This is a genomic window from Algihabitans albus, from assembly GCF_003572205.1.
GTDB lineage: Bacteria > Pseudomonadota > Alphaproteobacteria > Kiloniellales > DSM-21159 > Algihabitans > Algihabitans albus.
Window position 1 is genome coordinate 684221 of the sequence record NZ_QXNY01000004.1, and the last position, 12731, is coordinate 696951.

Sequence of the window (12731 nt, forward strand, 5' to 3'; positions counted from 1 at the left end):
TCCTCCGCCTGACTGGCCCGGCAGGGACACCTGCCGGGCCTCTTTTTTTTTGAGACTCAGGCTGCCGGAAACGAAGCTCAGGGCCGCAGGAAGCCGACGATGTCCTGGGCCTCGCGCAGGATCGGCGCGGCGATCGCGTTGGCTTTCTCCGCACCCGCCTTGAGGATGCCGTCGACATAGGCCGGGTCGCCGGCCATGCGCTGCATTTCCTCGCCCATGGGCCCGAGGAGGGCCACGGCCAGGTCGGTCAGCACCTGTTTGAAGTGGCTGAACTGCTGGCCCTCGAACTCCGCCAGAACCTCGACCCAGGAGCGGTCCGACAAGGCCGCGTAGATGCCCAGCAGGTTACAGGCCTCGGGCCGGGCCTTGCGGAGTTCGTCCGGTAGATTGCCCTCCGGGTCCAGCACGTCCGGGCCAGGCAGAAGCTCCGTGTCGGTCTTGGCCCGGCGGATCTTCTGAGCGACCTCGTCGGGGCCGTCGGTCATGTTCAGGCGGCTGGCGTCGGAAGCGTCCGATTTGCTCATCTTCTTGCTGCCGTCGCGCAGGGACATGACACGGGCGGCGGCGGAGAGGATCAGCGGCTCGACGATCGGGAAGAACTCTGTTCCGTAGTCGTGGTTGAACTTCTGCGCGATGTCCCGGGTCAGCTCCAGGTGCTGCTTCTGGTCCTCGCCCACGGGCACGTGGGTCGCCTTGTAGGCCAGGATGTCCGCGGCCATCAGGTTGGGATAGACATAGAGCCCGGCCGAGGCCTGCTCGCGGTGCTTGCCCGCCTTCTCCTTGAACTGGGTCATGCGGTTAAGCCAGCCGAGGCGCGCGACGCAGTTGAAGATCCAGGCCAGCTCGGCATGGGCCGGCACCTGCGATTGGTTGAAGATGATGCAGCGCTGCGGATCGACGCCGGCGGCCAGGTAGGCGGCCGCGACTTGGCGGATCTGATTGCGCAGCTCGCCCGGTTCCTGCCACTGGGTGATGGCATGCAGGTCGACGACGCAGTAGATGCAGTCGTAGTCGTGCTGCAGCGCTACGAACTGTCGGATGGCTCCGAGGTAGTTCCCGAGATGCAGATTTCCGGTGGGCTGGACGCCCGAGAAGATGCGTTTCATCGTGCTTGGGTTCGCTCAGCAAGGAGAAGCAAGGACTGCGGCGCGCCTTATCGCCGCTGCACCAGATCGGGTCAAGCTATCGGGGTAGCGACGCAGGTCAGGCCGGTCTCTCCCGCTTGCGCCGCAGGAGGCCGCGCAGGTCCTGCAGCTCCACCGCACCGGTCGCCAGAGCCAGCAGGGCATAGACCCCGAGGCCGGCTCCCACCAAGCCCGCCAAGGCCAGGAAACGCACGAGTTCCGGCCCGGCCAGCCAGGTCTCCAAACCCAGGGCGGCGCCCCAGACGGCGAGGCCCATGGCGGCACTGGCCAGAAGGGCGCGCGGCAGACGCCGCTTGGCCCGGGCATCCAGTGCGAGATGCCCGTCGCGGCGCAGCCTCCAGGCCAGCAGCCCGGTGTTGACCCAGGACGAGACCGTGGTGGCCAGCGCGATGCCCAGGAAGCCGATGAGGAAGAACAGCGCCAGGCTGAGGACGATGTTGACCGCCACGCTGACCAGCGCGAAACGCAGCGGCGTCACCGTGTCTTCGCGGGCGAAGAAGGCGGGCTGCAGGATCTTGACCAGCACGAAGGCGGGCAGACCGAGGGCGAAAGCGGTCAGCGCCAGTGCCGTGTTCTGGGCGTCGGCCAGATCGAAGGCGCCGCGTTCGAACAGCACCGTGATAATCGGACCCGGCACGACGGCCAAGGCAACCGCGGCCGGCAGGGTCAGGAAGAGACCCAGCTCCAGCGCCCGGTTGAGCGACTGCAGAGCCGCCTCGGGCGCGCCGCCGCGCAGTTTGCGCGCCAGGTCGGGCAGGAGCACGACGCCGATGGCGATGCCGATCAGCCCGAGCGGCAACTGATAGACCCTGTCGGCGTAGTAGAGCCAGGATACGGCGCTGGCCTGGAGAGTCGCGATCATGGTGCCGATCAGCAGGTTGATCTGCATGGCGCCCGACGACAGCAGGCCGGGCCCCATCAGTTTGAGTAGCCGTCTGACCCCGGGAGTCAGGCGGGGAACTGGCAAGCGCAGGGACATGCCGGCGCGCCGCGCCGCCAGCAGCAAGAGTCCGAATTGCAGCACGCCCGCTACGGCCACCGCCCAGGACAGCGCATGCGCCGGCTGTTCGGCCTGCGGCACGACGAAGAGCAGCGCCATGACGAAGCAAAGGTTGAGTACGATCGGCGCCGCCGCCGCCGCCGCGAAGCGCTGCATGGAGTTCAGCAGCCCCGAAAGCAGTGCCACCAGTCCCATGAACAGAAGGTAGGGAAAGCAGATGCGCGTCAGCTCGACGGCCAAATCGAACTGCTCCGCGTCGCCGATGAAGCCGGGCGCGATCACCGGCATGAGCCAGGGCATCGCGGCCATGGCGGCGGCGGTCAGCAGCAGAAGCCAGAACAGCAGAAAGGCCAGGGCTTCCTCGGCAAACCGCCGTGCCGGTTCCTGTCCTTCGGCCTCCAGCCTGCCGGCGAAGAGCGGCACGAAGGCGGCGTTGAAGGCGCCTTCGGCGAAGAGGCGGCGAAAGAGGTTCGGGAACTTGAAGGCGACGAAGAAGGCGTCGGCCAGTGGACCGGCGCCCAGCGTGCCCGCGATCAGCACGTCGCGGATAAAGCCGAGCACTCGGCTGACCGCTGTGTAGCCCCCGACCGTGGCGAAAGCGCGGATCAATGCCATGGGAAGAGGGTTCTAGAGAATTGCGGCGAGTCCGGGAAGCGGGCAGGTCGCGTCGACGGCAAAGCGCCTAGCCAGTTCAGGGCCCCCTTAGCAGCGCAACGCCCTGCGGACTTTCTCGCCAAGGCCGCGCAGTCGCGGTACCGGCTCGTTGGCGTAGACGAAACGAAGGTACTGTGCGCCGTGTTCGATGCCCCAGCCGGTCATGGGCGTCGCGCAGACGCCCTGCTCGAAAAGGCGCTCCGACAGCTCGGCGCCGTCGAGGCCGAAGTCGGAGGCACGCAGCAACAGCGACCAACCGCCTGCCGGCACGCCGAACGGTAAGCCCTTCAGTTCCTCGATCAGAAGGTCGCGGCGTGCCTGCAGCTCGGCCACATAGGGTGGCAAGGTTTCGGCCGAACGCTCCAGCGCAATGGCCGCGGCTTCCTGCGCGATGCCGACGGGGACGACCACATTGGCGAGCGAGACGGCGGTCAGGTCGGGCAGGTAGGCCTCGGGTGCGACGATCCAGCCAATCCGCCAGCCGATCATCCGCAGCTCCTTGGAGGCCGAGCCGACCGTGACGGTGCGCTCCGCCATGCCGGGCAGACCGGCGGGATGCAGAGGCTTCCGACCGTCGAACAGCAGCCGTTCCATGGCACTGTCGAGGATCAGCAGCAGATCCCGCGCAACGCAAAGCTCGGCCACGAGGCGCCAGTCGTCCTCGTCCAGCAGACCGCCGCTGGGCATGGAGGGCGACATGAGCAGCAGGGAGCGGGTCTTGGGGCCGACGGCCCGACGCAGCGCCTCTCGATCCAGCTTCCACGCAGCGCCGGGCTTGAAGACGAAGGGAACGAAACGCGGCTCGCCGCCGGCCAGCCGGACTCGATTGATCAGTCCGGCGTAGGTCGGGTCGGTGACGATCACCTCGTCGCCCACCTCGGTGGTGGCGAGCAGGACGTTCAGGATGCCGGACAGCCCGCCGGCGCAGATCACGCAGTTGCGCTGGCCGTCATAGGGCACGCCAGCGATCTTCGAGACATGATCAGCCGCCACCTCACGCAGCCGCTCTTGCCCGACAAAAGGCAGGTAGCTGTTGTCCGAATCGGTTTCGGCGGCGCGGCGGGTGCGTGCGACGACCTCCGGATCGGGCGGAATGTCGACATCGAGATTTTCGAGCCGCAGGACGTCGCAGTCAGCGCCGTCGGCGCGCGATCCCATGCGGTCGACGCCGATTCCCGCGATAGACTGTAGGCGTGCCGGACGCCGGCGAGTCGCGGTAGCGGACGATGGATCGGTGTGGGGCATGGCAATTTCCTAGATAATAGATAATCTATGAAAACATGACGAATCTCAAAGGGCAAGACGACGGTGAGGACGATCGCTCTCTGGCGGGACAGATCGCACGCACACTGTCGCGACGGATCGTCGTGGGCGAATTGGCGCCGGGAACGCCGCTTCGCCAAGACCATGTCGCCGGCGAGTTCAGGGCCAGCCACGTTCCGGTACGCGAGGCCTTTCGAAAGCTTGAGGCCCAGGGCCTCGTGACCGGCGCGCCCCGGCGCGGCGTGCGCGTGACGCTCTTGAACCCGGCCGCTCTGCTGGAGATCACGGAGATGCGGGCGGCTCTGGAGGTGCTGGCGCTGGTCCACGCGATCCCGAAACTGACCGAGGCGGATCTAGCGGAAGCCCAGGCCACCCTGGAGGCGGGAGAGACGAGTGACGACATCGCTGTTTGGGAAGCGGCCAATCGCCGTTATCACGCCGCGCTCTGGCGCCCTTGCGGGATGCCACGCCTGCTGGCGACGCTCGACGACCTGAACAGGGCCGCCGCCCGCTACCTCTACGCGACCTGGAAAGAGTTGGACTGGCAGCCCCGCTCCGACCGGGAGCATCGTGCACTGCTGGCGGCTCTCCGCGCCGGCGATGGCGCCCTGGCTTGCGAGCGACTGGGCGACCACATCCGGGACGCAGGCAAGGCCCTCCATGCGCGCCTGACCGACGTCGGTGCTTCACAAGCCTAGGGCTTGGTCCGGGCCCTACCCGGCAGAGCGCTGCCTGCGAGCTGCACGGCCGGCGGCGTGCGAGCCCCGAAACCACGAGAACCCGCAAAGAATAAGACCTCGGAAACGACTTGGGGCGCCGCGGTTTCCCACGACGCCCCAATCGTAACGGCTATGTCGGGATCGTTTACTGGATGACGATCTCGACACGACGGTTGGCAGGCTCGCGCACACCGTCCGGGGTCGGCACGGCCGGCTCGGCCTCACCGCGACCGGCAACCGAGATGTTCTGGCTCAGGATACCCCTGGCAACCAGCGCATCGCGGACGGCATTGGCCCGGCGCAACGACAGAGCCAGGTTGTAAGCCTCGGCACCGGCGCGGTCAGCGTGACCGGTGACGGAGAAGTCGATGATGCCCATCTGCTGAGCAGCGGCGACGGCGTCGTCGACGATGCCCATGCCACCGGCATCGATCTGGGCGCTATCGAACGAGAAGAAGACGATGTAGGGCTCGGGAGCTCCCATCGGCGCCGGCTCGCTCTGCATCGCGGCTTCCAAGGCTTCCATGGCAGCATAGAAGCCCTCACGGCAGGCAGCGATGTGATCGGGTTGATGGTTCTCTTCCTGCTGCTCGACCCAGCAATCGAAACGACCCTGTGCGTGGGCGGCTTCCATCGGAGCCTGCACGCGCGCGGTCGCGTCAAGGGCTGACGTCAAGCGCGCCCGCGCTGCCGTCAACTCGCCGATGCTTTCGTCGGGCAGATCCCAGTTGCCCAACTCCTCGGGCAGAACGACGTCGTTGTTCGCCGCCGCCATGGCCTTGCGTGCGAAGAGGCCGGCGTCCGGCCAATCGTACATCTGGTCGGCTTCGAACAGGGTCAGCTCTTTATACTCGGAAAAGAGCGCCTGGTTGAAAGGCGTGCCGCCGACGGCATCCATTCCCCGCAGGTCGTCGACGTCATTCATATCGGAGAAGCTGGCGCAGCCAGCAAGCATGCCGAGGGCGGCAAAGGCGCCAACCACTTTCATGCGGAACATAAAGCTAGTCCTCCATACGCGGTGAGGGTCTCAAGGCTTGTTTCGACCTCCGGGTACGCAAAAAGCGCCCCGGTCCTTGATAATGGGGCCCTGAACCTTTGGAGGAATGCCCCCCTCCAAGTCAGAACTTCGGCGCGAACCATAGTTGAGCTTCGCGGCATTGTCAAAAGACCATGTTATGACGCCAAGCCAATTTTTTGCCGCAAAATCGAGAGCTTGCGGCATCTTTTAACCACTTTCGGAGTAGAGATCCTAGGGGTCATCAGCAGTGTCGTTTGCCGACCTCTCTCCACTTAAAGACGTAGTCTGCGCCGCCGGCACTTCGTTAGATCGCGGAGGCGGGTCCCGAGCCACCCTCGACAGCGGCGAGCGCCACGACGGGTCCACGCGCCGCCTCCGCATCGTCCGGGTCGTGGGTCACCAACAAGGTCGGCAAACCGCGAGCGCGGGCGTGCGAGAAAACGAAAGCGCGTATCCTGTCGCGTAGACTAACGTCGAGCTTGGCAAAAGGTTCATCCAACAAAAGACCGCGTGGCCGCGCCAGCAAAGTTCGCAGCAGGGCGACCCGCGCCCGCTGGCCGCCCGAGAGGGTCGCCGGATCGCGCTGCTCGAAGCCCTCCAGTCCCGCTTCGGCCAAGGCGCCGAGAATTTCGGCCCGGCGTGCCGCCCGTCCCCGCACCTCCGACGGCAAGCCGAACGCCAAGTTTTCCCCGACGCTCAGGTGGGGGAACAGCAAGTCGTCCTGGAATAGAATGCCCACGCCGCGGCGTTCGGGCGGTAGAGCGGCCAGATCGCCGCCATCTAGCAGGGCCCGCCCCTCGGCCGTGAAGCCGGGTTCGAGCGTACCGCAGAGAAAACCCAGCAGACTCGACTTGCCGCTGCCCGAAGCGCCCATGACGGTTACGATCTCTCCGTCCGGCACGGTGAAGCTGAGCGGTGCGAAGAGGCGGCGTCCGGCGAGACGCAACGACACGGACTGCAGTTCCAGGGTCATTGCAGGGCGCGCCTGTTTCGATAGCACCAGGCCGGAATGCCGACGGCGGCAGCGAAGGCGGCGAGCGGCAGAAGGGCTTGCAGGAAGGCATAGACGCCGACCACCCGCCGAGCCGCGCCGGCGGACAGAGCCACGGCTTCGGTCGTCAGGGTGCTGTAGCGGCCGGCGCCCGCGAAGAGGGTGGGCAGGTACTGCGCCACGCTGACCGCGAATCCGACCGCAGCGGCGAAGAGGACTGGACGCAGCAGCATCGGGAGCTTGACCCGCCAGAAGACCGTGAGCGGCGTGGCGCCCAGGCAGCGCGCGCTGCGCAGATAGCGGCTGTCGAGCCGCCGCCAGGGTTCGGCCAGAGCCAGGAAGACGTAGGGCAGCACGAACAACAGATGACTCCAAACCAAGGCGGCGAAGCTGCCGTCGAGTCCGGTAAGGATCGCCAGAACCTGGGCGCCGAAGAGGAAGGCGACCTGCGGTACCAGCAGCGGCAGATAGAGCAGCCAGAGTGCACGAGTCGGTCGGCGCCCGCTGCGCTGTTCCTGTTCCAGACAACCGAGCACCAACGCCAGGGCCAGCCCGGCGACCGCCAGGCCGAGCAGTAGCGTGGTCCAGCCGGTCTCTGCCGCGGGTTCGAGCTGCCGCGCCCAGGTCGCCGCCGTCAGGCTGTCGGGCCAGGCCTCCGGCCAGCGCCAACGGCCGGCGAAGGACCAGAGGGCCATCAGCAGCAGGCTGGCGAGCCCCAGGCCCAACAGGATGAAAATACCGGCCGACCATCCGCCTCGGGCAACCCCTCCTGTGCCGCCGCGGGCGCCTCCGGCGATCCAGCGCCGGCCGAGCCGGGCGACACAGATTTCCGCTAGCCTCCAGAGTGCGATGCCGGTCACCACGACCAGGAGCTGCAGGGTGGCGCCTGCGGCGCCGACGAAGCGCAAGGCAAGGTCTGGATCGTTGAACCAGCGGAACACCAGGACAGCTAGTGTCGGCGGCGCCGTCGGTCCCAGGATCAGGGCCATATCGATGACCGAAAGTGAAAAAGCGAGCACGGCATAGACTGGCAGACGCAGCTGGGGATAGACGGCGGGCAGGACTGTCTTCAGCCAAGCCGTCACCGGGCCATAGCCGAGCGCGCGGGCGGTGGCGAGGCGTTGGGGGCTCTGTACCTGACCCAAGGCGCCCAAGAGCATCAGCAGCAGAAAGGGCGTTTCCTTGACCGCCAGGGCCAGGGCCAGGGCGATGCCGTAGCGGTCCTGGGTCGTCGCGACGTCGGGAGGCAACTCAAAGCCGGTCGCCCAGGGAGAGAAGAGGCGCAGCAGGAAACCGCTGGGTGCCAGCAGGAAGGCAATGCCGATGGCAATCGCCGCATGCGGCACGGCCAGCAAGGGCGCGAGCAGCCGAGTCGCCTGACGATAGGCCCAGGTCTTCTGGGCCGCCGCCGCGAAGCCGACGGTGAGTGCGAAGGCGAGCAGCGTCGAGCCGAACCCGGAGACCAGAGTGGCGGTCACGGCGCCGGGCAGAGCCGGGTCTGCCAGCAGCCGCGCCCAAGGTTCGAGCGTCGGACCCGTCCCGCCGAGACTGGGGAGAATGCCGAAGGCCGGCAACCATGTCCCGATCAGTCCGGCTGCGATCGGCAAGAGAAAGAGGGCCAAGGTCAGCGTCGGAACCAAGGCCAGAGGAGATGCGGCGAGCCGGCGCAGTTGCACCAGGGCGTTACCTCAGGTAGCGCCGGCGCCAATCGTCCTCCAGTGCGGTCATCCAAGTCGGATGCGGCTCCAGCAGGACGGGGCCCAGCGCTTCCGGCGCCAGGGTCGCGACACCGCGCGGAACGGCTTCGAACAGCGCGCGAGCTTCGTCGCTCAGGCGGTCCAAGGCCAGCACCGTGTCATCGCCCCAGATCTCGGGATTCTGCTTTTCCGCTTGCGCCTCCGGGCTCATCAGGAAATTCGTGACGACCATCGCGGCCTCGGGCGACCGCGCGTTGAAGGGAATGGCCACGAAGTGGGTGTTACCGATCGTGCCCTCGGGAAAGACGAAGGTGCGCGCGCTGTCCGGCAGTTGCCCGGCTACGATCAGCGATGAGGCTTCGCCGGGATGGAAGGACAAGGCCATATCGACCTCGCCGTCGTCGAGCAGACGGCGCTGTGCGGGACCGTTCGTCGGAAAAGCCTGTCCGCTGCGCCAGAGATGCGGATGGAGCCCGTCCAGATAAGACCAGAGCGGGGCGGTGGCCTGCGCGAAGAGATCGTCGCTCTCGACCGGCCGCTGCAGAAGGTCCGCGTCCTCAGTCAGCTCGATCAGCAACTGCTTGAGAAAGGTGGAGCCCATGAAGTCGGGCGGCGCCGGGTAGGTGAAGCGCCCGGGCTGGCTCGCCGCCCAGTCCGCCAGTTCTCCGGCGTTGGCGGGAGTCGCGGAGATGCGGTCCGAATCGTAGATGAAGTTGAATTTGGCCATGCCCCAGGGCGCTTCCAGCCCGTCGGTCGGCACGGTGAAGTCGATCACGGTGGTCGGCTTGCGCTCGGTATCGACCAGCGCGAAGTTCGGCAATTCGGGGACGAAGGGTCCGAACAGCAGATCGGCTTCCTTCATCGCGGCAAAGTTCTCGCCGTTGATCCAGATGAGGTCGACGCTGCCGGCCTCCAGGTTTCCGGCTGCCCGTTCCGCCAGCACGCGGGCAACGGCGTCGGCGGTGTCCGACAGCTTGACGTGCACCAGCGTGATGCCGTGGCGCGCGTCCATCTGCGCGCCGACCCAGTCGAGATAGGCGTTGATCCGCTCGTCTCCGCCCCAGGCGTTGAAGTAGACGGTCTGGCCTTGCGCCGCCGTCATCGCCTCGTCGAACCGAGGAACGGCCCGTGGCTCGGCCGCAAGCGGGGATGCGGCGAGCAGCCCGCAACCGAGAAGGAGTGCGATCGAGCGGAGTGGGAACATCGGCGACTCTCTGCTGTTTAGCCGGCCGGTGGAGTTTAAACCGCCCGGCGCCGGAAGCCAGCCGGCAAGCTAGGGTCCTGCTCCGGCCCTGTCAGCCCATGGAGGCGTCGTCTCACGCAGGCGTGACCGTCTTCATGATTATCGGGTCATCCAGCGGCCGGAGAGCCAGCCTGGCAAGATCGTACATCCGACGCTTGCGCGCAGGGTCGCCGCCCGCTTACATGAAGGCGCGGCGCGGGTGTAGCTCAGTGGTAGAGCAGTAGCTTCCCAAGCTACGTGTCGTGGGTTCGATTCCCATCACCCGCTCCAACCTTTCGCCAGTTTTCCGGCCCGAAGCTCCGACAAGCCTGGCTCAACCGACCAGTTCGGCGACGTAAGGCGGCAGGGCTAAGGCGCCCAGGTGGACCGCCGGCGTGTAGTAGCGGGTGTCGATCCCGGCGGCGGAAAAGCGCGCCTGCAGCGTTTCCAGGGGCACCTTGCGCAGGCTGGCGTCGTCGGTCGCCCAGCCGAAGGCCATCGGCCCGCCGGCATAGGTCGGCACGGTCGCGAGGTAGCAGGTCGTATCGGCGAAGAGCCGGCGGAAGAAACCGAGCGTTTGCTTAAGCTCTTCGGGCTGCAGAAAGGGCACGCCGTTCTGCGTGACCAGAACGCCGCCGGCGGCCAGACAGCCTTTGCAGTCGGCGTAGAACCGCTCGGTGAAGAGGACTTCGCCGGGGCCGATCGGGTCCGTCGAATCGACGATGATCAGATCGAAGCGACGCTCCGTTTCGGCCACGTACGTCAGGCCGTCGGCGATCACCAGCTCGGTGCGCGGGTCCTCATAGGCTGCGCCGCAAATGGCGCGCAGATGGGTCTTGGCGAAGTCCACCACACTGGCGTCGATCTCGACTTGGACGGCTTGAGTCACGCCGCGGTGCTTCAGCACCTCCTCCAGCATGCCGCCGTCGCCGCCGCCGATGATCAGCACCCGCTCGACCCCGCCATGGGCAAGGATCGGCAGATGGGCCAGCATCTCGTGATAAATGAACTCGTCGGCTTCGGTGGTTTGTACGACGCCGTCCAGGGTCAGCACCCGTCCGAAGGTGGAGTTGCGGAACAGCAGGAGGTGCTGATGCTCGGACTTCGCCTCGAACAGGACCTCCTCGATTCTCAGTCCGCTCTCGTAGTCCCGGTGCAGTGTTTCCCGGAACCAGGAGCTCACAGCTCCCGGCCCCGCAGATGCTCCGTGACCGCGACGTAGGAGGGAGAAAAGCCGTCGCGCAGGACATCGACCGCCTTGTGCGGTTGGGCGTCGCCGCACATGAAGATGTCGAGCGCCGCATATTCGCGCTCCGGCCAGGAGTGGATCGAGATGTGCGACTCGGCCAGCACCGCGACGCCGGAGATGCCGTCGTTCGGGGTGAAATGGTGCAGATGAATATGAAGCAGCGTTGCGCCTGCCGCTTCGACGCAGCGCTTCAGCACCGCTTCGACATGTGCAAGCTCGTCGATGCGCTTCGCACCCCAGAGGTCGACAATCAAATGCGTACCGGCATACTCCTGGCCGTCACGCAAAATGAAGTGATCTTTGCGCTCCTCCGATGCCGCAACGGCGGTCTCGGAAACAGCGGCAGAAACGGACACTTCCTCCTGGGTGGTGCTTGAACCTCGATCCAAGTCCATCCCCAATTGGAAGAGGGCGGCATCGCGAGACATCTCGTCCTCCCCAACCAGCAGATGAGCTTCGCCGGACCGGCCGGCGAGCAAGCGGGCGGATATGACGTCTTTGCCGCCGAAGATCAAGGGGTGATTGTGTGAAATTCGCCCAAGCGATGAAACGCCGCGTTATCAGGCCCACCGACGCAATCTTCGGTGCGTTTGTTCTGCTCTTCGCGACAGTAAAAAATCGTCCGTCGCAGGCCGCCCTCGCTCGGGCGCCGGCGTTTCTAGAAAATGCCTTCGAAGATCCCGCGCTGGCGACGTTCGATCGTCGGGGTTCCGGCACCGGTCACCGGCTCACCGATCGCACTCGCCTCACGCAGGCGTCGCGCCTCGGACTCGGCGTCTACGATGTCTCCGCTCGGCAAGCTGTCCCGCCAGAAGATCAGATCCTCCAGGAAGTCTTGACTCTCCTCGTTGACCTGCTGCGTTTCGCGGTCCACCACCTGGCGAATGTCCGGCTGCACCTGGTTCGCTCCGGCCTCCAGCAGAATCGCACGCTCGCCCAGGGAGCGACCGTCGTCGGGCATGATTTCCTGAACGCTGGGCTGCTGATCGCCCAAACGGAACACGGTGCGCCTGGCCTGGTCTGTCGGCGTGCCCACTTGCGGGCGGGGCGCGCCGGGGCGCGGCGGACGCAGCGCGAACTCGGGCGGTACCGTCAAGGGCGCACGCGAAACCACGCGGAACTCGTCGGGTGCCTGCTTTTCGAGCCCCAACTGTTCACGTGCGCTTTCGCATCCGGCAAGTGCCAGTGCCGCCAGCGCTAGGCAGAAGACTCCTGCTCTGCGCATCTTCGATTCGTATCCCTATGAGTTCCAGCCACGCTTCTTTTACCTCTTGGAGGCCGGTGTGAACAAGCCGTCCAGCAATAGCAGGCCGACGCCGATCACGATCGCGCAATCGGCCAGGTTGAAGGCAGGCCAGTGATATCCGTTGAGGTGGAAGTCCAGAAAGTCGACCACGCCGGGCTGGCGGAAGCGGTCGATGACATTGCCTACGGCGCCGCCGACGATCAAACCCGTGGCCAGCCGGGGCAGAAGCTGGGCCTGGCTGCGGAGCCACAGCAGCAGTCCGCCGACGATCAGGAGGGCAATGCCGACCAAAAGGTATGGCTTCCACCAGTAGTCGCTGGCCAGCAGACCGAAGGCGACCCCGCGATTATAGGTGAGCACGAGATTGAAGAAGCCGGTGACCGCCACGCGCTCCCCATGCTCGAGGGTCGCGAGCACCCATCCCTTGGTGGCCTGATCCGCCAGCATCACCACCGTGGCCAGTCCAAGGGTCACGGGCGGCAAGAGCCGCTTCCACGCGGGTTGGTGGGGCAGGCTGGTCGACACGG

12 protein-coding genes and 1 tRNA gene are annotated in these 12731 nt (G+C 66.2%); 2 read left to right on the forward strand and 11 right to left on the reverse strand.

Annotated elements, in window-relative coordinates; all coding sequences use genetic code 11:
• Window positions 1-77: 77 nt before the first annotated feature.
• The 3 genes from trpS to DBZ32_RS13345 all read right to left on the reverse strand — a co-directional run bounded on the left by trpS (window position 78) and on the right by DBZ32_RS13345 (window position 4044).
• On the reverse strand, window positions 78-1106 hold the full coding sequence (trpS, locus tag DBZ32_RS13335) for a tryptophan--tRNA ligase (RefSeq protein ID WP_119167605.1): 1029 nt from the start codon (window positions 1104-1106) through the stop codon (window positions 78-80).
• Window positions 1107-1203: 97 nt separating this feature from the next.
• The gene (murJ, locus tag DBZ32_RS13340) at window positions 1204-2760 is read right to left on the reverse strand and encodes a murein biosynthesis integral membrane protein MurJ (RefSeq protein ID WP_119167606.1); all 1557 of its coding nucleotides are present in this window, start codon (window positions 2758-2760) and stop codon (window positions 1204-1206) included.
• A gap of 87 nt (window positions 2761-2847) precedes the next feature.
• The gene (locus tag DBZ32_RS13345) at window positions 2848-4044 is read right to left on the reverse strand and encodes a pyridoxal phosphate-dependent aminotransferase (RefSeq protein ID WP_119167607.1); all 1197 of its coding nucleotides are present in this window, start codon (window positions 4042-4044) and stop codon (window positions 2848-2850) included.
• A gap of 35 nt (window positions 4045-4079) precedes the next feature.
• Here DBZ32_RS13345 and DBZ32_RS13350 point away from each other — a divergent pair, with 35 nt between their 5' ends.
• Window positions 4080-4760 carry a GntR family transcriptional regulator gene (locus DBZ32_RS13350; RefSeq protein ID WP_119167608.1) on the forward strand — a complete coding sequence of 227 codons (681 nt, stop codon included), beginning with the start codon at window positions 4080-4082 and terminating at the stop codon, window positions 4758-4760.
• Window positions 4761-4926: 166 nt separating this feature from the next.
• Here the strand turns inward: DBZ32_RS13350 and DBZ32_RS13355 are convergent, their stop codons facing one another.
• The 4 genes from DBZ32_RS13355 to DBZ32_RS13370 all read right to left on the reverse strand — a co-directional run bounded on the left by DBZ32_RS13355 (window position 4927) and on the right by DBZ32_RS13370 (window position 9691).
• A complete protein-coding gene (locus tag DBZ32_RS13355; RefSeq protein WP_119167609.1) occupies window positions 4927-5778 on the reverse strand; it encodes an OmpA family protein in 852 nt (283 codons plus the stop codon).
• Window positions 5779-6103: 325 nt separating this feature from the next.
• Entirely contained in the window at window positions 6104-6772 is a 669-nt protein-coding gene (locus DBZ32_RS13360; RefSeq protein ID WP_119167610.1) for an ATP-binding cassette domain-containing protein, read from the reverse strand.
• A complete protein-coding gene (locus tag DBZ32_RS13365; RefSeq protein ID WP_235830186.1) occupies window positions 6769-8466 on the reverse strand; it encodes an ABC transporter permease in 1698 nt (565 codons plus the stop codon). Before DBZ32_RS13365 ends, DBZ32_RS13360 begins: the two co-directional genes overlap by 4 nt.
• Window positions 8467-8473: 7 nt before the next feature.
• Window positions 8474-9691, reverse strand: coding sequence for an ABC transporter substrate-binding protein (locus tag DBZ32_RS13370; protein WP_119167611.1), 1218 nt, complete (start codon window positions 9689-9691; stop codon window positions 8474-8476).
• Between the two features lie 234 nt (window positions 9692-9925).
• On the opposite strand from DBZ32_RS13370, the gene DBZ32_RS13375 reads away from it, so the two are divergent.
• A tRNA-Gly gene (locus DBZ32_RS13375) sits at window positions 9926-10000 on the forward strand.
• A 43-nt stretch (window positions 10001-10043) separates the two neighbouring features.
• On the opposite strand, the gene speE is transcribed toward DBZ32_RS13375, so the two are convergent.
• From speE to lspA, 4 genes are all read right to left on the reverse strand, one after another.
• The gene (speE, locus tag DBZ32_RS13380) at window positions 10044-10892 is read right to left on the reverse strand and encodes a polyamine aminopropyltransferase (RefSeq protein WP_119167612.1); all 849 of its coding nucleotides are present in this window, start codon (window positions 10890-10892) and stop codon (window positions 10044-10046) included.
• Complete coding sequence (gene speD, locus DBZ32_RS13385) at window positions 10889-11386, reverse strand: adenosylmethionine decarboxylase (protein WP_119167821.1); 498 nt, start codon at window positions 11384-11386, stop codon at window positions 10889-10891. The genes speE and speD overlap by 4 nt, the downstream gene beginning before the upstream one ends.
• Before the next feature lie 230 nt (window positions 11387-11616).
• Window positions 11617-12183 (reverse strand): DUF3035 domain-containing protein, encoded by a 567-nt coding sequence (locus tag DBZ32_RS13390; protein WP_119167613.1) that lies wholly within the window; start codon window positions 12181-12183, stop codon window positions 11617-11619.
• Between the two features lie 39 nt (window positions 12184-12222).
• Entirely contained in the window at window positions 12223-12729 is a 507-nt protein-coding gene (lspA, locus tag DBZ32_RS13395) for a signal peptidase II (RefSeq protein ID WP_235830187.1), read from the reverse strand.
• Between the last annotated feature and the right edge of the window lie 2 nt (window positions 12730-12731).